At 70.2% G+C, this 25,175-nt stretch carries 18 protein-coding genes; 6 read left to right on the forward strand and 12 right to left on the reverse strand.

Annotated features, from left to right (window positions below):
• Positions 1–109: 109 nt before the first annotated feature.
• The 6 genes from ABZ795_RS25190 to ABZ795_RS25215 all read right to left on the reverse strand — a co-directional run bounded on the left by ABZ795_RS25190 (position 110) and on the right by ABZ795_RS25215 (position 11,717).
• On the reverse strand, positions 110–1,918 hold the full coding sequence (locus tag ABZ795_RS25190) for a non-ribosomal peptide synthetase (protein WP_357532128.1): 1,809 nt from the start codon (positions 1,916–1,918) through the stop codon (positions 110–112).
• Positions 1,919–1,925: 7 nt separating this feature from the next.
• On the reverse strand, positions 1,926–2,960 hold the full coding sequence (locus tag ABZ795_RS25195; protein WP_357532129.1) for a TauD/TfdA family dioxygenase: 1,035 nt from the start codon (positions 2,958–2,960) through the stop codon (positions 1,926–1,928).
• A gap of 29 nt (positions 2,961–2,989) precedes the next feature.
• Complete coding sequence (locus ABZ795_RS25200) at positions 2,990–3,826, reverse strand: alpha/beta fold hydrolase (protein ID WP_357532130.1); 837 nt, start codon at positions 3,824–3,826, stop codon at positions 2,990–2,992.
• Between the two features lie 27 nt (positions 3,827–3,853).
• Positions 3,854–10,186, reverse strand: coding sequence for an amino acid adenylation domain-containing protein (locus ABZ795_RS25205; protein ID WP_357532131.1), 6,333 nt, complete (start codon positions 10,184–10,186; stop codon positions 3,854–3,856).
• 143 nt (positions 10,187–10,329) lie between these two features.
• A complete protein-coding gene (locus ABZ795_RS25210; protein WP_357532132.1) occupies positions 10,330–10,566 on the reverse strand; it encodes an acyl carrier protein in 237 nt (78 codons plus the stop codon).
• A gap of 98 nt (positions 10,567–10,664) precedes the next feature.
• Positions 10,665–11,717 (reverse strand): beta-ketoacyl-ACP synthase III, encoded by a 1,053-nt coding sequence (locus ABZ795_RS25215; protein ID WP_357532133.1) that lies wholly within the window; start codon positions 11,715–11,717, stop codon positions 10,665–10,667.
• A 309-nt stretch (positions 11,718–12,026) separates the two neighbouring features.
• On the opposite strand from ABZ795_RS25215, the gene ABZ795_RS25220 reads away from it, so the two are divergent.
• The 3 genes from ABZ795_RS25220 to ABZ795_RS25230 all read left to right on the forward strand — a co-directional run bounded on the left by ABZ795_RS25220 (position 12,027) and on the right by ABZ795_RS25230 (position 14,543).
• Entirely contained in the window at positions 12,027–12,194 is a 168-nt protein-coding gene (locus ABZ795_RS25220; protein WP_357532134.1) for a hypothetical protein, read from the forward strand.
• An 85-nt stretch (positions 12,195–12,279) separates the two neighbouring features.
• The gene (locus ABZ795_RS25225; RefSeq protein ID WP_327025686.1) at positions 12,280–13,137 is read left to right on the forward strand and encodes a hypothetical protein; all 858 of its coding nucleotides are present in this window, start codon (positions 12,280–12,282) and stop codon (positions 13,135–13,137) included.
• A gap of 53 nt (positions 13,138–13,190) precedes the next feature.
• The gene (locus ABZ795_RS25230; protein WP_357532135.1) at positions 13,191–14,543 is read left to right on the forward strand and encodes an aldehyde dehydrogenase family protein; all 1,353 of its coding nucleotides are present in this window, start codon (positions 13,191–13,193) and stop codon (positions 14,541–14,543) included.
• Between the two features lie 33 nt (positions 14,544–14,576).
• Here the strand turns inward: ABZ795_RS25230 and ABZ795_RS25235 are convergent, their stop codons facing one another.
• Positions 14,577–16,301 (reverse strand): sigma-70 family RNA polymerase sigma factor, encoded by a 1,725-nt coding sequence (locus tag ABZ795_RS25235; protein WP_357532136.1) that lies wholly within the window; start codon positions 16,299–16,301, stop codon positions 14,577–14,579.
• A 66-nt stretch (positions 16,302–16,367) separates the two neighbouring features.
• Between ABZ795_RS25235 and ABZ795_RS25240 the strand changes: the two genes are divergently transcribed.
• Positions 16,368–17,312, forward strand: a complete 945-nt coding sequence (locus ABZ795_RS25240) for a hypothetical protein (RefSeq protein ID WP_357532137.1) — start codon at positions 16,368–16,370, stop codon at positions 17,310–17,312.
• 228 nt (positions 17,313–17,540) lie between these two features.
• Here the strand turns inward: ABZ795_RS25240 and ABZ795_RS25245 are convergent, their stop codons facing one another.
• The 3 genes from ABZ795_RS25245 to ABZ795_RS25255 form a co-directional block, all read right to left on the reverse strand.
• Positions 17,541–18,602, reverse strand: coding sequence for a hypothetical protein (locus ABZ795_RS25245; RefSeq protein WP_357532138.1), 1,062 nt, complete (start codon positions 18,600–18,602; stop codon positions 17,541–17,543).
• On the reverse strand, positions 18,578–19,927 hold the full coding sequence (locus tag ABZ795_RS25250; protein WP_357532139.1) for a toll/interleukin-1 receptor domain-containing protein: 1,350 nt from the start codon (positions 19,925–19,927) through the stop codon (positions 18,578–18,580). The genes ABZ795_RS25245 and ABZ795_RS25250 overlap by 25 nt, the downstream gene beginning before the upstream one ends.
• A gap of 246 nt (positions 19,928–20,173) precedes the next feature.
• A complete protein-coding gene (locus ABZ795_RS25255; RefSeq protein ID WP_357532140.1) occupies positions 20,174–20,839 on the reverse strand; it encodes a hypothetical protein in 666 nt (221 codons plus the stop codon).
• Between the two features lie 169 nt (positions 20,840–21,008).
• On the opposite strand from ABZ795_RS25255, the gene ABZ795_RS25260 reads away from it, so the two are divergent.
• Positions 21,009–22,376: a serine hydrolase domain-containing protein gene (locus ABZ795_RS25260; protein WP_357532141.1), complete on the forward strand. Its 1,368-nt coding sequence runs from the start codon at positions 21,009–21,011 to the stop codon at positions 22,374–22,376.
• 115 nt (positions 22,377–22,491) lie between these two features.
• Here the strand turns inward: ABZ795_RS25260 and ABZ795_RS25265 are convergent, their stop codons facing one another.
• Positions 22,492–23,019, reverse strand: a complete 528-nt coding sequence (locus tag ABZ795_RS25265) for a hypothetical protein (RefSeq protein ID WP_357532142.1) — start codon at positions 23,017–23,019, stop codon at positions 22,492–22,494.
• 13 nt (positions 23,020–23,032) lie between these two features.
• Positions 23,033–23,956: an alpha/beta fold hydrolase gene (locus tag ABZ795_RS25270; RefSeq protein WP_357532143.1), complete on the reverse strand. Its 924-nt coding sequence runs from the start codon at positions 23,954–23,956 to the stop codon at positions 23,033–23,035.
• 3 nt (positions 23,957–23,959) lie between these two features.
• On the opposite strand from ABZ795_RS25270, the gene ABZ795_RS25275 reads away from it, so the two are divergent.
• Positions 23,960–24,781 carry a metallophosphoesterase gene (locus ABZ795_RS25275; protein ID WP_357532144.1) on the forward strand — a complete coding sequence of 274 codons (822 nt, stop codon included), beginning with the start codon at positions 23,960–23,962 and terminating at the stop codon, positions 24,779–24,781.
• Positions 24,782–25,175 lie beyond the last annotated feature (394 nt).

Below are 25,175 nucleotides of genomic sequence, written 5' to 3' on the forward strand. Positions count from 1 at the left end.
CGACCCGACTACCGCCGCGCAGCCGTGGTACTCACGAAAGTCAGGGTCCGGATGGGGATCGGCGTGCGAGCTGCCCTAGGTCAGCTCGCACGCCGGTGGTACGTGCCGGTCAGGCCGAGGCCGGGGCCAGCCGGGTCTCGATGGCCCGGGCCAGATCCCGCAGCCGCGGGTTCTCGTAGACCGCCCGGATGGGCAGGGCCAGGCCCAGCTCCGCGCGGACCTGGGCGACCAGTTTGATCGCCAGCAGGGAGTGGCCGCCGAGCTTGAAGAAGTTGTCCTCGGCGCTGATCGAGGGCTGCCGCAGCACCTGGGACCAGACCTGGGCGATGAGTTCCTCCACCCGGCCGGTCGGGGCGGACTCGGCGGGCACCTGCGGTGCGGCCCCCGGCGCGGGGGCCGGCAGGGCAGCGCGGTCCAGCTTGCCGCTGTTGGTCCTCGGGAAGTGCTCGACGCTGACGAACGCCCCCGGCACCATGTACCCGGGCAGGCTCCGCGCCGTCCACTCCCGCAGGGCCGCGGCCTCCACCGGCGCGGACTGCCGGTAGTAGGCGACGAGCAGTTGCCCGTCCTCCTCGCGAACCAGCACTGCCGTCTCGGCCACCGCCGGGTGGGCCCCAAGCACCGACTCGATCTCGCCCAGTTCCATCCGGTGGCCGCGTACCTTCACCTGGCTGTCGACCCGGCCGAGGAACTCCAGGCGGCCGTCGGGCAGTTGCCGGCAGCGGTCCCCGGTGCGGTACATCCGGGTGCCGTCATCGGAGTCGAGGTCGGCGACGAACCGTTCGGCGGTCAGGCCGGGGCGGCGACGGTAGCCGCGACCGACCCGCGAACCGGCCAGGTAGAGTTCCCCGGCCTCACCGGGGGCGACCGGGGTCAGGGTGTCGTCGAGCACCCGCAGCCGCAGGCCGGGCAGGACGGCGCCGATGTGCGGGGCCTGGTCCGAGGTGATCCGGCCGACGGTGGCGTCGACCGTGCACTCCGTCGGCCCGTACGCGTTGACCGCCCGCAGGATCCCGGCGTCGACCAGCTCACCGAGGCGACCCCACAGGGTCGGGCTGATCGGTTCGCCACCCACGATCAGGGTCAGCGGCCGGTCCTCGGCCCCGCGCGGGGAGGCGGCCAGGTGTTCCAGCAGCGTCTCCAGGTGCGAGGGGGTGATGTCCAGGTCGGTGAGGGGATGCCGCTCGACGAGGGCGCCCAGCAGGGCCGGGTCGGTGCGGGTCTGCTCGTCGAGCACCACCACGGTGTCGCCCCGGCACAGGCGGATCCACTGCTGCACGGAGGCGTCGAAGGAGGGCGAGGCGTTCCAGCCGACCGTGCCGGGACCGGGGCGTACCACCCCGGTGGACTCCAGTTCGGCCAGCAGCGACGCGAGCGCGCCCCGGCTGATCTCGACGCCCTTGGGGCGGCCGGTGGAGCCAGAGGTGTAGATGACGTATGCCAGGGTGTCCGGGCCGACCGGCACGGGCGTGTACCCGGCGGCCGGAGCGTCCTCGTCGGTGGTCAGCGCCGCCAGGGACACCTGCGGGGTCTGCGCGGTGCGGGGCTCGGTGTCCCCGTCGACGATCAGCAGGTCGGCGCGGGCGTCGTCGACCAGGTAGCGGCGCCGGTCGACGGGCAGTTGCGGGTCGACCGGCAGGTACGCCGCGCCCGCCGTCAGGGTGCCGAGCAGGGCCGCCACCAGGTCGAGGCCCCGGGGCAGGCAGAGGGCTACGACGCTCTCCGGACCGACCCCGCGGGCGGCCAACCGGCCGGCGACGAGGCCTACCCGCTCCCGTAGCTGCCCGAAGGTGAGGCTGGTGTCGCCGCAGACGACGGCCACCCGGTCGGCCGGCACCCCGGCCAGCCGATCGAGCAGGTCCGGTGCCGCCGTGACGCTGGGCTCGGCCACCCGATGGTTGATCAGCGCACTGGTCATCGTCGTCTCACTTCCCGTCCGACACGGTGGTGGACGGGGGAGTCTGCGGGGAACAGTCGGCCAGGGCGACCGGGTCACCCATCGCCACCAGGATCTTGCGGGCGCCGGAGAAGGCCTCCCGCCCGTGGGCGTTGAGGATGTTGTCGACCATCAGCAGGTCGCCGACCTGCCAGGTTTCGCGGACGGTCACCTGCTCGTACACCGAGGCGATGGTCTCCACCTCCTCCCGGGTCAGGGCCGAGCCGTCACCGACGTAGGTGTCGAACGGCAGCCCCTCGTCGCCGTAGGTGTCCAGCAGCACGTCGCGCACGTCGGCGTCGAGGGTCCACCGGTTCCAGAAGGCGTAGTGGTTGAACCAGCTCTGCTCGCCGGTGACCGGGTGGGTGATGATCGCCGAGCGGCGCTGCCGGGTGCGCAACTCCTCCTCGTCGAGCCACTCGTAGCCGATCACGTTCTCGTCGCAGTAGGACTGCACGTCGGCCGGGTCCTCGCTGGCGAAACTGGTCTGCCAGGGCAGACCGGCCAGCTCGGAGTAGTTGCGCACCAGCAGCCAGCCGTGCGTGGCGAAGCGCTCCCGCAGCTCGGCGGGCATCAGGCGCAGGGCCTCCCGCATGTCGCCGACGGTCGTCGCACCCCCCTCCTCGGGCGCGGTCACGCACCCGAACAGCAGGGTGCCGGGGAAGTCGAGGGTGTAGCTGTTCTCGTTGTGCAGCCGGATCGGCTGGGCGGCCGGCAGGTCGGTGGAGGAGAAGACCCCCTGACCGAAGTCGGTACGCGGAGTGGCCTTCTCCCGGTAGCCGGTGCGCTGCGGCATCAACACGTCGCGGACCCGGGCGAAGTCGGTGGTGTCCCCGACGGACAGGCCACGGATCATCAGGCTGCCGCAGTGCAGCAGTTCGGCGCGGATCGCCGCACGGTTTGCGGTGAGCCACGCGACGGCCTCGTCGAGGTCGTCGAACGACGGGGTGACGAGGATGGCCGGCTTACCCGGTTCGTGACGTACGTCGAGGTGGGCTACGGGCGCTTGGACGGTGAGGGACATCGAGATCCTCCTGAGCGAGGTGGAGTGGGTCAGGCGAATTCCGGCCGGACGGCGCAGCCGTCGAGGACACCGGTGACCAGGGTGAGAAAGGCTTCGAGTTGGTCGTTGAAGTAGAAGTGGCCGCCGGGCAGCACCTGGGTGGTGACCGGCCCATCGGTGATCTCGGTCCAGCGGCTGAGGGCCTCGGCCGGCACCACCGGGTCGGTGCTGCCGCCGAAGACGACCACCGGGCAGGTGAGCGGTGCCGCCGGTGGGCTGTGGTACGCGTCGTCGATGGCGAAGTCGGCGCGGATCGAGGGCAGCACCAGCTCCCGCAACTCCGGCTCGTCGAGGATGCCGTTCTCCGTACCGCCCCGTTCCTTGATCGCGGCGACCAGCTCGTCGTCGTCGAGCTGCTCCGGGTGCACCGGGCTCGGGTTGACCAGGAACGGCGCCCGGCAGGCGGAGACGATCAGGGCCCGGGGCGGGCGGCCGGCCTCGGTCAGGGCCCGGGCCACCTCGTACGCGACGAGGGAACCCATGCTGTGCCCGAGCACGACCAGGTCCTCGGTGTCGGCGGGCAGGCTGGCCAGGACCGGGCCGACCAGGTCGGCCATCGTCTCGGGCAGGGGCTCGCTGAACCGGGCGCCCCGGCCGGGGTACTGCCCGACGAGCAGGCGTACGCCCGCCGGTAGCAGGTCCCGCCAGGGTGCGTACGCGTGCGCGTTGCCGCCGGAGTGCGGCAGCACCAGCAGCGAGGTGTGGTGCGGGGCGTCCCCGGCGTCGCCGGGCAGTACCCAGACGACGTCGTCCGGGGCGGGCGACGGATGCCGGTCCGGCATCGCGCCGGCCGGGTCGAAGGGGGCATGGTCCACGGTGCGCTCCATTTCTGGACTGCTTCAGGGGCGGATGGGTCAGGTGCTCTGCGGGCCGGTCGGCAATGCCTTGCCCGCCTCGGTGCGTCGCCGCAGGGTCGGGCGGCTGCGGGCCGGTGCGGCCGAGGGCAGCTGCGCGGCGAGGGCGGCGATGGTGGGGGCCTGGAAGATGTCGCGGATGGTGAGTTGGGTGCCGAGGATCGCGCAGACGCGGGCGGCGAGTTTCGCGGCCAGCAGGCTGTGGCCGCCGAGGTCGAAGAAGTTGTCGTCGATGCTGACGGTCGGCACGCCGAGGATCTCCGCGTACACCCCGCAGAGGATCTCCTCGCGGGCGTCGCGGGCCGCCCGACCGGTCCCGGCGACGGCGGTGAACTCCGGCTCCGGTAGGGCCCGCCGGTCCAGCTTGCCGTTGGGGGTCAACGGCATCCGGTCCAGCGCCACCACGGCGGCGGGCACCATGTGCTCGGGCAGCCGCTCCCGCAGCCAGGGTCGCAGTCCGCTCGGGTCGGCGTCGCCGACGACGTAGGCGATCAGTCGCATCGTCCCGGTCGGGTCGGGTCCGGCGACCACGGCGACCTGGGCCACCTGGTCGTGGCCGCGCAGCACCGACTCGATCTCGCCGGGCTCGACCCGGAAACCCCGTACCTTCACCTGGCCGTCGAGGCGGCCGGCGAACTCCAGTTGCCCCTCGACCGTCCACCTGGCCAGGTCCCCGGTGCGGTAGAGCCGGTCGCCCGGGTCGCCGAAGGGGTCGGGCACGAACCGCTGCGCGGTCGTGCCGGGCTGGTTGAGGTAGCCGTGCGCCAGGCCGATCCCCGCCAGGTACACCTCGCCGACCACACCGACCGGTGCCGGGCGCAGCCCGTCGTCCAGCACGTACGCCCGCTTGTTCGCCACCGCCCGACCCACCGGCAGGCTGCTCGCCTCGGCGAGGTCGCCGGGCACGGGGTACACGGTGCTGAACCCCATCGACTCCGCCGGCCCGTAGGCGTTACCGACCCGCAGGTCCGGGTAGCGGGCCAGAATCCGGGCCACATGCCCGACCGAGGAGGTCTCCCCGCCGGTGAAGGCGTACCGGACCCCGTCGAAGGCCTGCGGATACTCGTCCACCAGCAGGTTGAACAGGCCGGAGGAGAGTTGCAGCATGGTGATGCCGTGCTCGCGTACGAGGGTGGCGATCAGGGCGGGTTCGGGGCGTTGCCCGGGTTGCAGCACACAGGTACCGCCGAAGAGCAGGGCTCCCCAGAACTCCAGCGAGAAGGCGTCCCAGGACACCGGTGAGCACTGGAGGAACACCTGATCCGGGCCGAAGTCGGTGTAGCGCTGACCGGCGAGGGTGCCGACCAGGGCGCGATGCGAGGTCAGGATGCCCTTCGGGGTACCGGTGGATCCGGAGGTGAACATCACGCACGCCACGTCGTCCGCGCCGACCGGGGCACCGGGGTCGGTGGCCGGCCGGGCGGCGATCAGCGCGGCGTCGGTGTCCACCCGCACCACCGGCGCGTCGGTGGTGATCCGAGCGGCCAGCGCGGCGCGGCTGACCAGGGCGGTGGCGCCGGTCTCGGCGACCGTGCGGTGCAGCCGCTCGTCCGGGAACTCCGGGTCCAGCACGGCGTACGCCGCACCGGTCTTCACGACCGCGACGACCGCTACCGCGAACTCCATGCCCCGGTCCAGCAGGATCCCGACCACGTCGCCACGACGCACCCCGGCCGCGCTCAGGTGCCGGGCCAACCGGTTCGCCGCCGCATCCAGCTCGTGGTAGGTCAGGGCGGAGGTTTCGTGACGCAGCGCCACCGCGCGCGGGTCGGCCGCCACCCGGGCGGCGAACCGGGCGGCCAGCGAGTCGTCGTCGACCTCGACGGCGGTGGTGTTCCAGTCGTGCAGCACGGCCGACCGCTCCACCGGATCAAGGGCGTCGACCTCCTCGACCGGGCGGGACGGATCGGCGAGCACCTGCCGCAGGGTGCGTTCCAGGGCGGCGAGCAGCCGTTGCACGGTGGCCTCGTCGAAGATGGCCGTGCGGTAGATCAGGCCGCCGCCGATGCCGTCGGCGCCCTCGTCGCGCAGCAGGAACTCCAGGTCGAACTTGGCCGCGCCGGTGACGACGACATTGCCGCGCTCACCGCGCAGACCGGGCAGGTTCAGCTCGGCGTCGGTGGCGTCGTCGAAGCCGAGGCAGATCTGGAACAGCGGGTGCCGGGCCAGTGTGCGTACCGGGTTGAGCTCCTCCAGCAGCAGGTCGAACGGAAGCTCCTGGTGGGCGAAGGCGTCCAGGTCGGCACCGCGTACCCGCACCAGCAGGTCGGCGAAGGAGGGGTTGCCGGAGGTGTCGGTACGCAACACGACCGTGTTGACGAAGAAGCCGACCAGTGGGGCCAGGGCTTCGTCGGAGCGGCCGGCGACCGGGGTGCCGATGGCGATGTCGGTGCCGGCACCGTAGCGGCGCAGGGTCAGGGCCAGTGCGGCCTGAAGCACCATGAAGGCGGTGCAGCGCTGCTCCCGCGCCACCTCGCGGATCCGACGCGCCAGGGCAGGGTCGATCCGTACCGGCACGGCCCCGCCGTGGTGGTCGGCGACCGCCGGCCGGGGCCGGTCCAGGGGCAGCAGGGTCTCCTCGGGCAGCCCGGCGAGGGCCTGACGCCAGAAGCGCAGATCGGTGTGGTGGGTGCTGTCCGGGTCGTCGCGGTCGCCGAGCACGGCCCGTTGCCAGAGCGCGTAGTCGGCGTACTGCACCGGCAGGGGGGTCCAGTCGGGGGCCTGGCCGTGGCATCGGGCGGCGTACGCGGTGGCCAGATCATCGAGCAGGGGACGCAGCGACTGACCGTCGGTGGCGATGTGGTGCAGCAGGATCAGCAGCACGTACCCGTCGTCGCCGCGCTCGAAGAGGGTGACCCGCAGCGGCGGTTCGGCGGCCAGGTCGAAGACGTGTCCGGCGGCGGCGGCGAGCTGCCGCTCGAACTCGTCCGAGGCCACCGCGCGCCGGGTCACGACCACCGGCGCCGATGCCAGGATCCGCTGGTACGGCTGGCCGTCGACCGCGGTGATGACCGTCCGCAGCACCTGGTGCCGGTCGACCAGGTCGCCGACCGCCGCGGTGAGGGCGTCGACATCGAGGGCCCCGCGCAGGTGGAAGGCCATCGGCACGTTGTACGTGGTGCCGGGCCCCTCCAACGAGTCGATGAGCCAGAGGCGGCGCTGGGCGTACGACAGCGGCGGCTGGTCGCCGTGTGCCGTGGCGACGAGGGCGGGTCGGGTGCGGGCCGTACCGGTGGCGGGCAGGCCGGCGGTGAGGGCGGCGACCGTGGGGGACTGGAAGATCTCGCGGATGCTCAACTCGACACCGAGTACGGCCCGCGCCCGTGCGGCTAGCCGGGCGGCGAGCAGCGAGTGCCCGCCCAGGTCGAAGAAGCTGTCCTCCACCCCGACCTCGGTGATTCCGAGGACTTCGGCGTAGAGGCCGCACAGGATCTCCTCCCGGGCGTCCCGGGGGGCCCGCCGGGAGGTCGTCGGGAGGGCACCGAAGTCCGGCTCCGGCAGGGCCCGCCGGTCGACCTTGCCGTTGGCGGTCAACGGGATCCGGTCCAGCAGCACCACGGCACCGGGCACCATGTGTTCCGGCAGCCGCTGGCGCAACCACCCCGTCAGGGTGGCGCCGTCGACACCGGTGGTCCTCGGCACCACGTACGCGACCAGGCGCAGGGTGCCGTTGCCGTCCGGCGAGGCCAGCACCACGGCCTGCGCGACGTCGGCGTGACCCAGCAGGGCCGCCTCGACCTCGCCGGGTTCCACCCGGAAGCCACGTACCTTCACCTGGCCGTCGATCCGGCCGACGAACTCCAACTGCCCGTCGGCCGACCAGCGGGCCAGGTCGCCGGTGCGGTACAGCCGTTGCCCGTCGCCACCGAAGGGGTCCGCGACGAACCGGTGTGCGGTCAGCGCCGCCTGGTTGAGGTAGCCGTCGGCCAGCCCCACCCCGGCCAGGTAGATCTCGCCCGCGACACCGGCCGGCGTCGGCCGTAGGTGGCGGTCCAGCACGTACGCCCGCTTGTTGGTCACCGCCCGGCCCACCGGGACACCCACGCCGGTGAAATCGGTCGGTACGTCGAAGGTCGTGGTGAAACCCATCGACTCCGCCGGCCCGTAGGCGTTGGCCACCCGCAGGTGCGGGTGACGGGCGGCCACCCGTTGCACGTGCGGGCCGGAGGAGGGTTCACCTCCGGTGAAGGCCACCCGGACCCCGGCGAAGACCTCGGGGTACTCGTCGACCAGGACGTTGAACAGTCCGGAGGACAGTTGGAGCATGGACACCCCGTGCTGCGGCACCAGGGCGGCGATCACAGCGGGGTCGGGTCGCTGCCCGGGATGCAGGACGCACACCCCGCCGAACAGCAGGGCCCCCCAGAACTCCAAGGAGAAGGCGTCCCACGACACCGGTGAGCACTGCAGGAACACCTCGCCGGGGCCGAAGGTCGCGTACCGCTGACCCTGCAACGTGCCCACCAGGGCCCGGTGCGGCGCCAACACCCCCTTGGGGGTCCCGGTCGACCCGGAGGTGAACATCACGCACGCCACGTCGCCCGGGTCGATGTGCGGCTGCGGATCGAGGGTGCCGCGACCGGCGATGGTCGCGGCATCGGTGTCCACCCGGACCATCGGGCAGGCCACGTCGACCCGGGACGCCAACGCCTCGCGGGTCACCAACGCCGAGGCGTCGGTCTCCCGCAGGACCAGGGCCAGCCGCTCGTCGGGAAAATCAGGATCCAGGATCGAGTAGGCCGCACCGGTGCGGGTCACCGCGATCACCGCGACCGCGAAGTCGATGTCGCGCTCCAGCAGCACCCCGACCACGTCACCCCGGCGGACCCCCATCGACCGCAGATGGTCGGCCAGCCGCCCGGACCGCTGTGCCAGTTCCCCGTAGGAGAGCACGTCCTCGCCGCAGACCAGGGCCGGCTCCTGCGGGCACGCCGCCGCCTGCGCGGTGAACAGGTCCGCCAACGACCGGTCCGCCACCGGTACGGCGGTGGTGTTCCACTCCCGCAGCACCAGATCGCGTTCCGCCGCGTCCAGGGCCTCGATCTCGGCGACCGTGATGCCGGGGCGGGCGGTCATGTTCGCCAGGACCCGGTGGAAGGTGCGCTGGTACGCGTCGAGGTCCAGCGTCTGGATGAACGCGGTGTCGGTACTGACCTCGATCCGCAGACCGCCCTCGGGATGGTGGGTGACGGTCAACCCCACGTCCTCCATGGTGCCGCCGGTGGACAGGTGGTGGTAGCGGGTCGGCAGGCCCGCGAAGTCGTCATGCTCGTCCCCGACCACAAAGTTGATCACGGGTCCGAAGTGACGCCCCTGATCAGCGGGCCAGTTCAGGTCGCGTCGCAGGTCATCGGCGGAGTATCGCTGGTGCCACTGGGCGCGCAGGGCCTGCTTGGCGACCCGGGCCGCCAGGTGCTCCGCGGACCGCGTCGGGTCGACCCGGTAGTAAAACGGGAGGATGTTCGCCATCATCCCGGGGGTGACGGTCGACCGGGGGTCCAACCGTCCCGGCAGCGGCAGGCCGAGCAGCACATCGTCGTCACCGGTCCACATCCGCCGGTGCAGCACCGCGGCGGTGATGAGGGCCTGAGGCCAGGTGGTGCCGGCCCGCTGCGCGAACTGGCGGAGGCGGGCGAATCCCGGCTCGTCCAGCCGAGTCACCTGCCGGGTGACCCGGTTGGCAGGTTTACCCGCCGGGGTGGGCGGCGCGTGCGCCACGTCGGCCATCAACGTGCGCCAGTAGGCGGCGTCACGCTGCTGTGCCCGGGAGCCGACGTACTGCTCCTGGCTGTCCAGCACGGCGGTGAACGAGCCCATTGGCGTGCCGGTGCCGCCACCGTCGGTCACCAGCCCGGTGTACAGCTCGGCGGCCCGCCGCCGGATGATCGTCGCGCTGTAGCCGTCCTGGATGAGGTGGTGCGCCCGCAGATACCACAGGAAGTGCTCCGGGCCGAGCCGGTAGATCTCGTGCAGGAACAGGCGGTCGTGCTCCAGGTCGAGGGGTCGGTTGAGGTCCTCGTGCATGTGCCGCAGCGCCACGGCCCATGGATCGGGCTCGGCGCTCAGGTCCACCAGCCGGGGGGTGAAATCCGGTACCGGTCCGACCTGCTGCCTCGGTGCGCCGTCGACCTCGGTGAAGCGCAGCCGCAACGTCTCGTCCTCGCGGACCATCGCGCACAACACGGCGATCAGTGCCTGCGGGTCGAGCCGGCCCTGGATCTCCAGATAGCCGCCCATGTTGTGGACCGGATTGCTCGGATCGATCCGTTGGGCGTACCAGACGCCCAGCTGCGCCGCGTTGAGCGGTCGCGAGCCGGTGGACGGATCGGACATGGTGGAACCCCCATCTGGACGCGCTGCGCGGAAACGGACGGACGACCCGGCGACCGTCCACCGCGACCGCCTTTGTGTGCGGAGACGCGCGGTGGGTCACCGAGGGAACTGCGGCCTGCGGTGGACGGTGCCGGGAAACCAGGTCACACCGTCTTCTGTTCCACTAGATCGAGGATGTCCTGGACGCTCTGCATGGAGGCGAGTTCGTTGTCGCTGAACTCGACCTCGAACACCTTCTCGATCTTGACGAGGATGTCGACGAAGGTCAGGGAGTCGATGCCGAGGTCCTGGCTGAACCGCAGGTTCGGGCCGATGACGACCTCGACCTCCGGCGCCTCCTCCAGGAAGATTTCGCTGACCTTCTCCAGGGTGGTGGGCATGATCTGTTCCTTTCTCGGGCAACTGTGGGGAGTTCCTGCTCATGTGTCAGGTGCTGTGGTGGTACGACTGCCGATGGCGCGACAGTCCTGCGGTCGGCTCAGCGGACCGCCTGCGTCGGGGCCAGGGTCAGCTCCGGCCAGGTGAGGCCGGCCGCGGCCCAGGTGGCGCCGCCACCGAACGCCGCTAGCAGTACCTTGTCGCCGGCGGTCAGCGCGCCGGACTCCACGGCGTCGACCATGGCCAACGGAATGGAGGCGGCGGAGGTGTTCGCGACCCGGTCCACGTTGATCACTGCTCGCTCGGGTGCGATCCCGATCTCTTTGGCGGTGGCGGTGAGGATGCGCCGGTTGGCCTGGTGGGCGATCAGCCAGTCGACGTCGTCGGGGGCCCAGCCCAACCGCTCCAGCACGGAACGGGAGACAGTGCTCATCCGGTTGATCGCGTGCTTGTAGACGGCCCGGCCGGACATGGTGAAGTAGCTGTTGGCGACGTCGACGGGGACCCCTGCGGCGCGTTGGCGTGAACCACCGGCCGGCGTCTTCATGATGTCCAGCAGGTCACCGTCGCTGCCGAGCTGCTGCACGGAGACACTGCCCGTCTCGCCGAGGTGGCCGGCCCGCACGACCACGGCGCCACCACCGTCACCGAAGATCGGCCCGGTGATCTCGTCGTCGTGGTTGAGGATCGACGAGATCGCGTCGGCGCCGATGACCAGACCCGTGCGGTACGCCCCGGTGGCGAGCATCCCGGTGCTGACCGACAGCGCGTAGACGAACCCGGAGCAGGCGGCGTTGAGGTCGAAGGCGGCGATCCCCTTGAACCCAAGCCGGGTGGCTACCGACGGTGCGGTCGACGGGAACAGGTGGTCCGGCGTGCAGGTGGCCAGGATCAGGAAGTCGATGTCCGGGTTGCCGCAGGAGTCGAGGGCCCGTCGGCCCGCCTCCACGGCCAGATCCGAGGTGGCCTGACCCGGCTCCAGGATGAACCGTTGCTCGATTCCCGTGCGGTCGCGGATCCAGTCCGTGGTGACGCCGAGCCGGTCGGCTATCTCCTCGTTCTTGACCACCTGATCCGGTACATACGCACCGAGTCCGGCGATGACGGCCGTCCTGGTGGTGCTCTCGTACTCGACATTCGCCGACAAGGTCACCCCTCCTCTTTTGTCGTCCGGTGAGCCAGCCGGCTACCGGCGGCCACGCCCTGCTGGGTCGTGTTGCCAGTGAACCCGCGGTCGGCGCTTCCGAGCGGCAGTTGTCCCGGCACCCTCGCAGCAGCTACATCACCGTCCTCGTGCGACCGCAGCGCCCGTGTCCCCGGCGTTCCGGTCGGCGACTCCCCGCAGCTGGTCGCCGGGAAAGGAGGTGATAGCGCCGAGATAGCCGCGGAGATAAGGCCAGGATTCCGCCCGTCGTTAGCTTCATTTCAACGCCACAGGGAAACACCGAAAAAGGAGCCGACAATGGGCCGCACCGTCAAGCTTTTCGCTCTCGCCGCCACGACCGCAGCCCTCGTCCTCTTCGGTGCCTCGATGGCGCAGGCCGACACCACGACCCCGGCCTCCTCTCCGGTCGCCACCTCGTCCCCGTCGCCCACCACCAGCACCGCCGGCAACAACCCCTGGGACTGATCCCCCGGGCGCCCCGCACCGGATCACCCCCACCCCCACCCCCTGACCGACCCCCGTCGTCACCCACAGTCGAGGAGTAAGAACAATGACGAGCTCGCTGGGCCTGCGGCCCGTTACCGGCTGGTCCGGAAACAAGGACTACTTCACCTTCCGGGAATACGACAGGTTCGACCCGGAAGCCGTCCTCGACGTCCTGGACGGCAAGGTCGCCGGGGTGATGTTCCGTGGCATGGTCCCGCCGGAGGTCGCCGAGAACATCTCCCAGCGCTTCTGGAACAGCCCCGACCGTAAGGTCCGCGGCGTCGAGGCGCCCGGCTACTACATCGGGGCGTACACCTGGAACAAGCCCACCAAGCAGTACCTGGACGAGGCCGAGGAGGCCAACCCGATCCTGCGTGACCTGCTGGACGTGCCGAACGACCCGATGAAGCAGTTCTACGCCGGGCTCGGTGCCTCCCTGGCCAGGCGCGGGGCCGTCGTCCGGCCCGCCGAACACGAGGGACGCAGCGCCGCGATCGCCCTGTTCCGCTCCTGGCACGGCCGGGGAGCCTTCGCCCTGGAGCCGCACGACGACGACTCGCAGTGCTCCGACCCGCAGATGGCCGACTTCGAGCGCAACAAGGTGTTCGGCAACCCGATCGCCGCGCTGAACATCTGCCTGGAGAACGAGGGCGGCGGGGGTCGGCTCGTCTACTGGAACATTCAGCCGGACCTGGAGAGCAAGCGCCGCCTCGGCGTGGAGTACACCGGTTCGCCGTACCCGGCCGAGTGCCTGGTCGATGTCGAGTCCAAGTGGATCGACGTGCACGCCGGTGACGTGTACGTGTTCAACGGCGCCCACGTCCACGCGGTCGAACCGAACACCACCGAGCGGCAGACCCGCACCACCCTGGCCGCGATGATGGCGTACGCAGACCCGCAGAACGTGGTCACCTGGAGCTGACCCGAGAGCCGGTCCCACTGTCCACAACGGTCGTCGAAGAGGTGAGGAAGACGATGTCGGCTGTCCACGACCCCCGAACCGGTGAGGTGGTCGGTCACATCCCACTCCTCACCTCGCACGACGTACCCGAGATCGCGCACCGCGCGACAGCGGCGCTGCCCGGGTGGTCCGCCGTCCCGGTGGACACCCGGTGCGCCATCCTGACGGAGTTGGCCCGACTGATCGCAGCGCGCCCCGCCCACCTGGGGACGCGGTTCGCCCTGGAGACCGGCAAGACCCTGGCCCAGGCCGAAGCCGAGCTGGACCGGGCAGCGGAGACCTTCGGGTGGACCGCCGCCGCGGCCACCGAAGCGACCGCCGGACGCACGATCTCAGGCGGCGACGGACTGCAGCGACAGGTCCTGGTCGACCCGGTCGGCCCCGTCCTGGCCATCCTGGCCAGCAACTTCCCCGCCGTCATCCTCGCCCGCAAGCTGGCACCCGCCCTGGCGATGGGCTGCACCGTCGTGGTGAAGGCGCCGGAGACGACCCCCTCGGTGGTACGCGAGATCGCCGACCTGGCCACCAAGGCCGGCCTGCCGGCCGACGTCGTACAGGTGGTCTTCACCGACCCGGTCGGCTCGGCGGCCCTGGTGGCCCGACCCGAGTTCCCGCTCGTGAGCTTCACCGGCTCCCACCACACCGGCCAGTTGGTCGCCGCCGGGGCGGCTGGGCACCTGGCCGACTGCGTCCTGGAACTGGGCGGCCATGCCCCCGCCATCCTCCTCGAGGATGCCGATCTGGCCACCGCCGTACCCGCCCTGGTCGCCTCGAAGTTCAGCTCCGCCGGGCAGAGCTGCGCGGCTCCGAGCCGGTTCCTGGTCCATGAACGGATCCACGCGGAGTTCGTCGAGCGGTTCCGCGAGTCGGTCCCGGCCCTGGACTGCCACCTCGACGGCACGATGGGCCCCCTGCACACCGAGGCCCGCCGCGACGAGGTACACGCCCTGGTGCGCGACGCCGTCGAGCGCGGCGCCACCGTGGTCACCGGCGGTCGGGTGCCACCCGGAGCGGGCTGGTACTACCCGGCCACCGTCCTGACCGAGGTGCCGGCCGAGTCACGGGTGCTCCACGAGGAACCCTTCGGCCCGATCGCCCCGATCCTCAGTTTCACCGACGAGGATCAGGCGGTGGCGACGGCCAACGGAACCCCCTTCGGCCTGGGTGCCTTCGTCTTCGGCGACCAGGCGCGGGCCACCGCCCTGGCGGAACGACTGAACGCCGGTCGGGTGTCGGTCAACTGCGCCACCGGCGCCGACCCGATGTCACCCCTGTCCGGGCGGGGCCTCAGCGGGTACGGCTACGAGGGCGGCCTGGAAGGCCTGGCCGCCTTCGGCCGACTAAAGGTGATCCAGCAGCCCTTGTGACCAGCGCCGCAGACCACCCACGGCCGTCCCCGGTCATCCCGGCCGGACACACGGGCGGGCGACCGGGTAGCTCGGGCTCTGCGCCGTGCGGCCGTCCACCGCCGTCGCCCGCACCGACCAGGTCAGCGCCGACGCGCGCAACTGTCCGACGGTCCCCTGCGCGACCGATCCGTCCACCGTCAGGGCCCGGACCGACGTCCTGCCCCCGTCGGGTGTCCAGCTGACCTCGGCGCCGCGCAGCGCGGCACTGCCGGTGGCCTGCACCACGAGGCTGTACGTGTCCGAGCCGCACCGTACGTGAGCGGTGACGGAGACCGTCAACGGCGCGGCGATCCGCGTTGCGGCCGTCGGCCGGGGCGCGGTCGGAGGTCTGGTCGGTGCCACGGTCGGCGCCGGTGCGACGCCACCGAGCGCGGCCTCGGGCGCATCGGTCCGGGTGGCCTCGGCGTCGTCCGACGGCACGATCCGGTTCCCGGCCCCCGGATCGGCGGCGGCGGTCGGTGGCGGATCGGCGGCCGGCGTCTCGGCTTCCGCAGCGGACGGCGGCGCGGAGGCGGATGCCACCTTGCCGGTCGGTGATTCGAGCGTCCGGGACGCCGGTTTGCCGGCTCCGTCCCGTACGGTGGTCCCGCGTTCCGACAGCAGCGCCCAGGTGCCGAACGCGGTGAGAAGGGCCAGCAGGGCGGTCGCCCCGGCCAGCCGCCGACGGCGCCGGTCGCGCTTCGCCGACGAGGTCGGCCGTACCGCGTGCGCAGCGCCATGCGGCACCGCAGCCCCGTCCGACGCTACGGCACCGCCGCCTGCCGTCGTGGGCCCCTCGCCCTTACGACCCGCCGGCCCGGATGGTTCGTCGGCTACCGACGCCCGCTCGGTTGCCGGGCCACCGTCTTGCGACCCGGATGGTTCGTCGACCACCAGCGCCGGATCGGCCGTCGGGCGGGCCGTGACCGCACCCGCCGGATCGGTCGGGACAGCGGTCCCGTAGACCTCTGCCAGTCTTGGCCACACCGTGTCGGTGACAACCAGGAAGGCCGGTGCCGTGTACGCCGACAGCAGGGCGGCCGGGTTGAGGTGTTCCCGCCGGAGCAGGCCACACACCGCGCAGCTCTCGATGTGCCGCGAGACCCGTTTGCGCAGGGTCGGGGTGAGCCGACCCTGCCAGCCGTCGATCAGGCCGGCGAGAGTCGGGCAGTCCCGGGCTCCGGTGCGAGCCACCAGCAGCGCCCCCAGCGCTCGTTCGAGTTGCGAGCGGGCCCGCGACAAGCGGGCGTGCGCATGGTTGGCGGGCACCCCGAGAGCCGCGCCGATGTCGGCGGTCGACAGGTTGTGGCGGATGGCCAGGTGGACCACTTCTCGGTCGCCGGGGTTCAGTGCGGCGACCGCGGTGTGCACCAGCGCGCGTACCTGCTCGGCGTTCACGCCCGTGGCCGGGTCGTCGGCGTCGACCACCGGCTCATCGGCTTCGTCCAGCGGCAGGGAGCGGGACCGCTCCCGGAGCTGCCGGAGACATTCGTTGCGCACGATCGCGTAAAGCCAGGAGCGTAGCCGGTCGGACTTCCGGAGCTGGTCGATGCGTTGGCCGGCGGTGAGGAACGCGTCGTGGACGGCGTCTGCGGCGGCCTCCGGGTCGCGCACCATCGTTCGGGCGTACGTGTACAGCCGGTCGGCGTACCGCCGGTACATGCCCTCCAGCCCGGCCCGCTCACCGCGGCGCATCGCCTCGACCAGTGCGGTGTCCTCGCACGCCGCCGTGTCCAACCGTGTCTCCCGCTGCTCGTCGACGGGTCAATTAGAACCGCAGAGCTTTTTTCTTCGAACTTTCTGTTGGCATCCCGACCCGACGGCGCTCCTACCGATGTCAATCGCAGCCGAACAGCCTCACGTGAGGAAGACATCATGCGAAAAGGATCGAACCGGAACCCGTGGTCGCGTCGGACGTCCGTCGTCGGCGGAGCCGCGCTGAGCGCGCTCGTACTCGGCCAACTGGCCCTCACCGTACCGGCGGCGGCGATCCCCGGCCTGAGCATCAAGACGACGACCGGACTCAGCAACAGCGTCGCGAAGTCGCAGAGCGCGACCTGCCCGGCCGGCACCAAGGTCATCGGCGGTGGCGGCGCGATCACCGGTTCGGGCCTCGGGCAGGTCGGCATGGACATCATGCGGCCGCTGATCGGCGGGGACGCGTACTCGGTGACCGGCCGCGAGGACGAGAACGGCGTCGCCGGCAACTGGGCGGTCACGGCGAGCGCGGTGTGCGCCACGCCGCCCGCGGGCCTGGTGACGGTCTCCGGCAGCTCGACGCCCAGCTTCGGTATGTCGAACTGGTTCGAGAAGTCCTGTCCGGAGGGCAAGCACGCCATCGGCGTCGGTGGCGCGGTCGTCGGGGCGTCGAACAGCGAAGTCGTCCTCGAGGATCTGCGCATCCACCAGAAGAGCGTCGTGGTGGCGGGTGCCGAGGACGGCACCGGCTTCACCGACACCTGGTGGCTGGACGCCACCGCGATCTGCGCCGACCCGCTGCCCGGCGAGCAGCGTGTGATCAACGACAGTGTCTACAGTTCCGAATCCGTCCGGTCGGTCACCGCCACCTGCCCGACGGGCACCCGCGTGCACGGGGTGGGCGGCGAGATTCTCGGCGGCGATGGCCAAGTGCGCCTGACCGAGATGCGGGCCACGACCTCGACCGTCGTCACCGTCCGTGCCATGGAGGACGAGGACGGCTTCAGCAGCAACTGGAAGGTTCGCGCGTACGCCGTCTGCGCGAGCTGACCCTCCGGTACCCCTGGTCCCGCGCCGGCTTGCCCGGCGCGGGACCGGCAGGTCGCCGGGCTGCCGCTCGGTGAACGACGGCTGCGCCGCACTGGGCAGTGTCGGCCTGGGCCGGGACACACCACCGAGGCAACCGTGCAGGACCGCTGCTTCACCCTGCCCGATCCGGCCCCAACGACCATCTGCGGGTATGGCCTGTCGGGAGTCCGGCTACCGGGTGCTGCGCTGTCACGGCGTTGCGGCATCGACCGGGTGAGTCTTCACCACGTCGGTGCCGCGGAGCTTCGTCAGCACAGCGTCGAAGGCGAGCCCGGCAACGAACCCGACTGGCACGACGAAGTATCCGAGACGAGCGGCGCTGTCTCCCTGAAGCAGATTCGGGTTGGTGGTGAGCTGCGCCGCGAGAAAGAGGACAGCGGACAGCCCACCAGCGGCAGCGCCGGACACCGCAGCGCGCAGCCACTCGCCGACCTCGTCGAAGACGTTGCGGATCAGCGCCCCGGACACCGCCGCGCACAGCGGTCCGAAGACGAGCAGACTCACCGCCACCCAGGTGCCGGGCTGCCACGCCGTGGCCGCAGGCAGCGTGGCGAGACCCGCCGCCAGGAAGACCAACGCGGACAACAGGCTCCATGCGCGACGGCGCGTCTCGGCGGTTGTCTGACGCTGCATCTGTCTCTGCTCGCTCAAGCGCCGTTCGTGCTGCCGTAGCAGTGACGCGACGACGACTTCTGCTGAGCCAGAACGCCACCTGGACACCATCGCCGACAAGTCTTGCTCAGACACGGCGTCCGGCTCACCGTGCATACGTTGCCACGCCTTTTCGGCAGCACCCCCGAACGTGCCGATCGGCGCGACTGCGACTCGTCGGGACAGCGCAATGAGCCCGGCGATGAACGTCGACCGTCCTCCGCCGATGAGCAGAACTGCATCGACGTGCAGCAGTGTCCGGTAGAACGAGACCTCCCAGTCGGATGTGGGCTCGGGTCGCGCGTCGAAGAGTTCGGGGTTGGATCGCGCTTCGGGAAAATCTATGGGATCAGCCCGATACGGGCCGCGTACCTCGATGGCTCCCGGCCTCGCCTGGCCGGACTCGGCGTAACCGCGCACTACGGCGGACTCGACGAAGCCGTCGTCGCTGCTGAAGACCACCAGCCGGCATCCATGCTGTGCCAGCTCCCGCCCGATTTCCTCGGCGGCGCGGGCGGCGACCGCCACGTCACGCAGCGGTGGATCGTAGGAGCGCCCTGTCGCCAGGCTGCCCACTACAGCCACCGCCGGCGCGCCCATGCCACCTCCCGCGCGATGCCGGCAACGATCTCGGTCGGGGACATCCGAGTGGCGCGACGGTATTCCAGCTGGCTGAACAGATCCACGCCCGAGTCCGCAAGCAGCACCGGAAAGACCCGCATTCGACCGCTGAGAGCGGCATCCATCATCCGTCGCCCTTCTTCCATGCAGTAAGAGCTCGCGACATAGTTCGGCGACAGCAGGGGCACTCCGATCGCGGCCGTCGCCAAGCTGGCCAGCATGTGGTCGAGCCATCGTGCGCCGTGCGGTATCGCGGCCGGCTTCCGGTAGTCGAAGACTTCCTGGAAAGCGTTACCGAGCTCGGCGCCGATTCGATCGGCGTACTCGTGATCTTCCTTCGCGTAGCTGAGGAACACGAGGTGGTTCAGCTTGGCAGCCGATCGAAAATAGTCCTGGGCGTCGATCCGATTGTCGATCAGACTTGGCTCACCTGTGATCTGCCCGATCCGTTCCTCTAAGGCAACTTGGAGAAGTTCCGGCTCGCTCCACCGAATAAGGTCCTTTGTGTAGTGTGCCGCGAGTTCGCCGTAGACCAGTTCTTCGGTTGCGACGTCCGGTGGTCCATCCATCGGCCCAATCCGCAGGACAGGTATCCCATGGCCCCGCAGGAACGCCACTGCGGCCGCGGCCGACGGTTGGCTCATGTCGGCCAGTACCCAGTCGCACCTCTGGAGCTGCGCGGTGAAGCCACCGTCGAGGGCAATAGGCCAGGGCAGGAGTTCCACCGCATAGTTGAACGCCTCGACGGCGGCTGCGGCAGCGTCTCGCGCGCCGCCCGTTGGCGGTACAAGCAGTCCGACCGCGGCGGCGTCGCGCGCCGGGAGCTTCTGGGTGTGGTTGCCGATCGATCGGCAGAACATGGCGAACTCGTTGCGAAGATGCCGCCGTGCCGTCTCCATGCCTTGGCTGAGGATCTCCTGCGCCGAGTAGCGGAGGCTGACGGCGCCCGGCGGCCCCTGCAGTCTGTTGCCGAACCGGCGGTCGATGAACAGGATCGACGGCTTGCGGTAGCGCATCGCCATGTCGAGCTCGAGCTTGAAGTACCGGGTGGCCCGCACCAGATCTGCGGCCGGCAGATGCTCAAACGGATCGTCGCTCAGCGAGTAGATGCCAGCGAAGACCTCGACGTCGCGGATCATGCGTTCCAAGCGGGTCGTGCTCGTGGCCTTCAGCCCTCGGTCGACCTCGAACTGAACATCGGCGACCTGGTCAATCAGGTCGAAGAACTGCAGGTTCACCGCAGGCGACCGGTAGCGGTGGCTGAGGAAAACCTTGACGTTAAGCCGGTCACTGGGAACGGTCACCTGCTGACGATTGCAAGCACCTGCGTGGCCGTCAAGAACCACAGGTACCGACTCGGATGCCCCAGCCGCTTGTCCTCGTCCTGTCCGGGCCGTCGGTGGGGTACTCAAGGGCTCTGCCGAAGGGTGTGACCTTGCCTCACGTTGGCGGTAACGCCGAGGGGAGTGGATGGTTCTGCCATCCCAAGGGCCGATAGGTGGTCGGAAGAAGACTGGCCTTGAACATCGTCAGTCAGAGCGAAGCGACCATCAATGATGCCTGCTCAGCTTGACGAACAACAGGTAGGCGGCAACATACAACATTAGAGCCAGCGATATGGCAAGAGATGTCACGGTCGCGATGGTCGGGACTCTCGGATCGTGGAACAGGATGACGAATGCGTATAGTTGAAAACCCGCGAGAGCGGCGATTCCCGCCCAAGCGTCAACCATTCTCATCGCCTGGTGCAAGCGGTCAACTCCAGGGTGCTCATGGATGTCGAGGCGTGTGGGGCTGGCATGAGTCGACATCGGGCCGTTCCATGGGCTGAGCAGGGGCACCAGCCCGGACGCCTCCCAGTTCGGTAGGTGCTTGCCGGTCACCTCGCGGAAGATGCGGCGATAGAAGACGGAAAGTTGCAGGACGGTGACAGCGCGGAGAGCCATGAGCATCATGGCGACCGGGATGACAAGCCTCAAAGGCGAGATGTCCTGGATCTTCATTCCCAGCAGTTCGGCCTCCAGCAGGTTGCTGTAGGTGAGGATGATGAATGCAGCCCCGAGGCCGACTCCACGTTTCACCGCTCGACTGGCGTCTCGTCCCTGGTCTTCTTGGATCTGCAAGAGTCGCGACAAGAAGAAGCGTAGATCATCTTTGTCGACATCGCCGCCTCGAAGAAGCATTGTTGCCCGCTGTTCAAGCGTAAGCCTATCCACGAAAATGAATGATATCGAGTGTGGGCAACGGCAGGATGCGGCGTGAACTGCCTTCCACGATCAGCGGCAGATCCGGACGTCGCGGCGGTGCGCCTTGGCCTATGGACAGCCATCGGTCCTCCGGTCCACGCGGGTCGGATTGTTACGGCCGGCCGATAGGGTTGCCCGCATGTCATCGATGCCGTTGCTGCCTGAGACCCGACGTGCGCTGGTGCATCGGTTGGCCACTGGTCAGGTAGCGGGTCGGGCGCCGTCGGTGGTCGCTGCCGTGGTGCGTGATGGCCGTCCGGTATGGCAGGGCGGTTGGGGCACGGTGGACGGCCAGGTGCCCGACGGCGATGTCCAGTACCGAATCGGTTCGATCACCAAGACGTTCCTGGCGGTGCTGGTGCTTCGCCTGCGCGACGAGGGGCGACTCGCGCTCACCGACCCGCTGGGGAAGCATCTGCCCGGCACGCCGGCGGGTGAGGCCACGGTCGGTGCCCTGCTGGCGCACACCGCCGGGCTGATCGCTGATGCGCCCGGCCCGTGGTGGGAACGAACCCCGGGCGCGCTGCGTCCCGACCTGGCTGACGTGCTGGGCAGTGATCCGCTGGTGCATCCGGCCGGACAGCGCCACCATTACTCCAATCCCGGCTATGCGCTGCTCGGCGCGCTGGTGCAGCGGGTTCGTGGCCGGGCGTGGGGTGAGGTGCTGCGGCGTGAGGTGCTGGAGCCGCTCGCGATGACCCGTACCACCCTGCTGCCGGTCGCGCCGCATGCCACGGGTTGGGCGGTGCATCCGTGGGCCGATGTGCTGCTGGCGGAGCCTGCCGTGGACACCGGTCTGATGGCGCCTGCCGGGCAGTTGTGGTCGACCACGACGGATCTGGCCCGGTTCGCCGCGTTCCTCATCGACGGCGACAACCGGGTGCTGCATCCGGACACCGTCGCGCAGATGCGTAACCCGACGAGCCCGCCTGAGGCGACGGACTGGCACATCGGTTACGGGCTCGGCATGCAGCTGCTGCGCCGCGACGGTCGGCTGCTGGTCGGGCACACCGGCTCGATGCCGGGCTTCGTCGCGACCGTGTGGGTCAGCCCCGATGACGCCCTGGGCGCGGTCGTGATGGGTAACGTGACCGCCGGCCTGTCCGCCGGTACTCTCGCCGCTGACCTGCTGCAGACGGTTGCCGAGCGGGAGCCGCGGGTCCCGGCCCCGTGGCGTCCACTGCCCTCGATCGACCCGCAGCTACTGGATCTCGCCGGCCCGTGGTACTGGGGGCCAGCCCCTTACCTGCTACGCCCACAGGCTGACGGCTTCATGGAGTTGACCCCGATGTCCGGCGGACACGGCACCCGGCTGCGCCCCACCGGCGACGGTGACTGGGAGGGGGTCAACGGCTACTTCGCCGGCGAACGACTGCGGGTGCACCGCGACCCGACCGGCATTGTCAGCCACCTCGACCTCGGCAGCTTCATCTTCACCCGACAGCCCTACGACCCTGCGACGCCAGTGCCGGGCGGGGTCGACCCGGCAGGCTGGCAGGCCGGCTGACCCCACGAACGCACCGACCTCGGCACGCAACCCAACACCCACGGCCCGCATCGACATCACCTCGGCGACGCGCGCCGCGCGGGAAGCGGATACCGGCCGCGGCGAATGCGCCCAGTCACGGATGACGGCGCCCGCGATGAACGGTCCCGCCGTAGAGATGCACCCGATGGTCGACCTCCCGGTCCGGCTGCCGGTGTACGAAGTGGTCCGAAGCCACCTGACCGTAGCTGACATGCACCAGCCAATCCTCGTAGTACCAGCTCGGATTGCAGGCGCAGCCGGTGAACCGAAAGTTCGCCCGGTAACGGCCCACCTGCCCTGGGGTCAGCATGAACAATCGAGTCGAGGCGTCCGGTCGCGGATAGCCGGCCGAACCGGGTAGCTGGTCGACGGTGACCGTCTTTCCGTTACGGCCGAGCCAGAGGCCGATGCTGCGGGCCTGCTCGACGCCGCCGTCGAGCACCTCGTCATGGCGTGCGTAGTCGACCGCCTCGTCGGCCAGGACCTCGTGGATCACCACGTCGCCTTCCGGCAGTGACCGAGGCAGCGGCACTGCCTGGTCGAGGCCACGACGCGCGTTGGCGGCCGGCGCGGCGCGTGCCTTGGCCGTCCACCGCACCCGGACCCGCTGAATGACGATCACACCTCAGCTTGGCTCAGCCCGCGTCTGACCCGCCAGCCGGTATCCGGGATTCGCCACGACCCACCCGCTCCTGCACCCAGGCGAGCATCGCGCTGCGGTAGTCGGAGCTGATCGATTCGAGCGTCTCGGTCCCGCCGATGGTCGGCAGGTGGGTGCAGTCGGCCAGCCGGTGAATGGTCAGGTCGCTGGTGGCGGCAGCGCGCCGCCACACCGCGATGCTGTCGTCGGCGGGAGTCCATTCGTCGGCCTCGCCGTAGAACAGCAAGGTCGGGCAGCGCACCCGGGCGATCACCGGCTCCGGGTCGTAGTCCATGTCCTCCCAGGTGCCCGGATGGTCGTCCAGGTCCCGTGGGACACAGGCGAGGGGAAACCAAGGTCGATCGGCGTACCGGTCGATGACCGTCTGAGCGGTCCTGCGGTCGATGTGCCCGCGTACGACCTTCTCCAGTGCCTCCCGCAGGCGGGCCAGGTCAGCGAGTTCCGCGCGCCCGTAGCCGTGCAGGAGCAACTGCTGCGCGGTCCCGTACCGCATCTGGGCAGCCGGGCTCACACCGCTGCCGGCGACCAGCACGAGGAACGAGATCAGCTCGGGCCGCCGGGCCGCGACCGCGGACGCGGGCCAGGCACCCTGGCTCCACGCCCACAAACCCACCGGGACCTCGCCGATCCGGCGGCGCACCTCGGCGACAGCCGCCAAGGCGTCGTCGGCCTGGACGGTGTACGGCACGTCGCCGCGCTCACGGGGGCGCCGGTCGAAGCGCAGCACCGCCACGCCGGCCGCGGGAAAGGCACGCGCCAGGTGTTCGTACAGGAAGTACGACCGTTGCGGCTCGCCGGAGCCGTGCAGGACGACGACCGCGCCGTGTGTCGGTCCGTCCGACGGCACGTCCAGCGTGGCCGGCAGGGACACGTCGCCGGCGTCGACAATCAGCTCCATGGGGTGAGTCAATCAGTCACGGGCAACGACACCGACGCCAGCCGGGGCATCGGGCGTACGGAGGACGGCATGGCGAGGATCGTGATCATCGGTGATGTCGGCGGATGTGCCGATCAGCTGTCTCAAGCGCTGACGTCTACCCAGGACGATCCGGATGCCGTGGTGGTCCAGGTCGGCGACCTGATCGACCGTGGGCTGGACAGCGCGGGCGTTCTCGCCATCGTTCGGCAACGGCTGGAGGGTCCGCAGCGGTGGATCCAGCTCGTCGGAAACCACGAATCGCAGTACCTGGGTGCCGAGATGTTCTGGCCACAGCGGCTACCCGACGAGGACGCCGCACTGCTGAGAAGCTGGTGGCTACGGGATCGACTGCGGGTGGCTGCTGCGGTGCGTACCGCCGACGGAGAGGAACTACTGATCACTCACGCCGGTCTGACCGTCGACGCCTGGCGGAAACTGGGTGAGCCGGTCACCGCTGCCACCACCGCGGATCTGCTCAACACCCGCCCCGAGGACATCCTGTGGCACGAACGCGGACCGGTGTGGGCCGAGGCGGGCCCGGACCTGTACGACTCCTGGCTGCACGCCGCCGACCCACCGCCCTTCGGTCAGGTACACGGCCATTCCACCATCGTCGACTTCCGCCGCCGCGCCTGGCGGTGCGGGGAACGGGTCCGTCAGCGAGCGGTAGTCGACTGGGAAGCCCGCCACACCTACACACGCATCAGCACGAGCCGGTTCATCGGCATCGACCCACAACACGGACGTGACGGCGCACCGCAGTGGTCACCGTTGGTGTTCGACGACGCCACCGTGCTCACCTGACCGCCGCCGACCGGGCAATGTCGGCGGTTTCACCCCTCCTGGGCCGGCCTGCGGCACAGGCCCCGAGGGGTGAACGAGAATGAGTCAGGAAACCTGCCTGGCGTGTGACGTACGGCAAGAACCACCGGTTCGGGGTGTACGGCCAGCAGCCCTGTCTCGGCTGCGGTGTCCGCGAGGGCGTTCCACAGATGGAAGCAGATCAGGTCGTAGCCGGGATCGGCCACGGTGTAGGCGAGTGTCTTGGACCAGAACGGGTCGGTTCCGCCGATCCACACCGACGGGGGCCCGAACGTCTCGATGTGTCAAGCCCCGGGTTTGATGGACAGTTGGTTAGCTGGTTTTCAGGGGTGCGGTGACCGGGTGGGTCATCGCGTGTAGGGCCTCGTGTTCGGCG

Source organism: Micromonospora sp. NPDC047134 (assembly GCF_040643455.1).
In the GTDB taxonomy this organism is placed as follows: Bacteria; Actinomycetota; Actinomycetes; order Mycobacteriales; family Micromonosporaceae; genus Micromonospora.

What these genes read in the sequence shown, in the direction of transcription:
- ABZ795_RS25190 (WP_357532128.1), bottom strand. Translation starts at nt 1,918, where the DNA reads ATGACCAGTGCGCTGATCAACCATCGGGTGGCCGAGCCCAGCGTCACG.
- ABZ795_RS25195 (WP_357532129.1), bottom strand. Translation starts at nt 2,960, where the DNA reads ATGTCCCTCACCGTCCAAGCGCCCGTAGCCCACCTCGACGTACGTCAC.
- ABZ795_RS25200 (WP_357532130.1), bottom strand. Translation starts at nt 3,826, where the DNA reads ATGGAGCGCACCGTGGACCATGCCCCCTTCGACCCGGCCGGCGCGATG.
- ABZ795_RS25205 (WP_357532131.1), bottom strand. Translation starts at nt 10,186, where the DNA reads ATGTCCGATCCGTCCACCGGCTCGCGACCGCTCAACGCGGCGCAGCTG.
- ABZ795_RS25210 (WP_357532132.1), bottom strand. Translation starts at nt 10,566, where the DNA reads ATGCCCACCACCCTGGAGAAGGTCAGCGAAATCTTCCTGGAGGAGGCG.
- ABZ795_RS25220 (WP_357532134.1), top strand. Translation starts at nt 12,027, where the DNA reads ATGGGCCGCACCGTCAAGCTTTTCGCTCTCGCCGCCACGACCGCAGCC.
- ABZ795_RS25225 (WP_327025686.1), top strand. Translation starts at nt 12,280, where the DNA reads ATGACGAGCTCGCTGGGCCTGCGGCCCGTTACCGGCTGGTCCGGAAAC.
- ABZ795_RS25230 (WP_357532135.1), top strand. Translation starts at nt 13,191, where the DNA reads ATGTCGGCTGTCCACGACCCCCGAACCGGTGAGGTGGTCGGTCACATC.
- ABZ795_RS25245 (WP_357532138.1), bottom strand. Translation starts at nt 18,602, where the DNA reads ATGGGCGCGCCGGCGGTGGCTGTAGTGGGCAGCCTGGCGACAGGGCGC.
- ABZ795_RS25260 (WP_357532141.1), top strand. Translation starts at nt 21,009, where the DNA reads ATGTCATCGATGCCGTTGCTGCCTGAGACCCGACGTGCGCTGGTGCAT.
- ABZ795_RS25270 (WP_357532143.1), bottom strand. Translation starts at nt 23,956, where the DNA reads ATGGAGCTGATTGTCGACGCCGGCGACGTGTCCCTGCCGGCCACGCTG.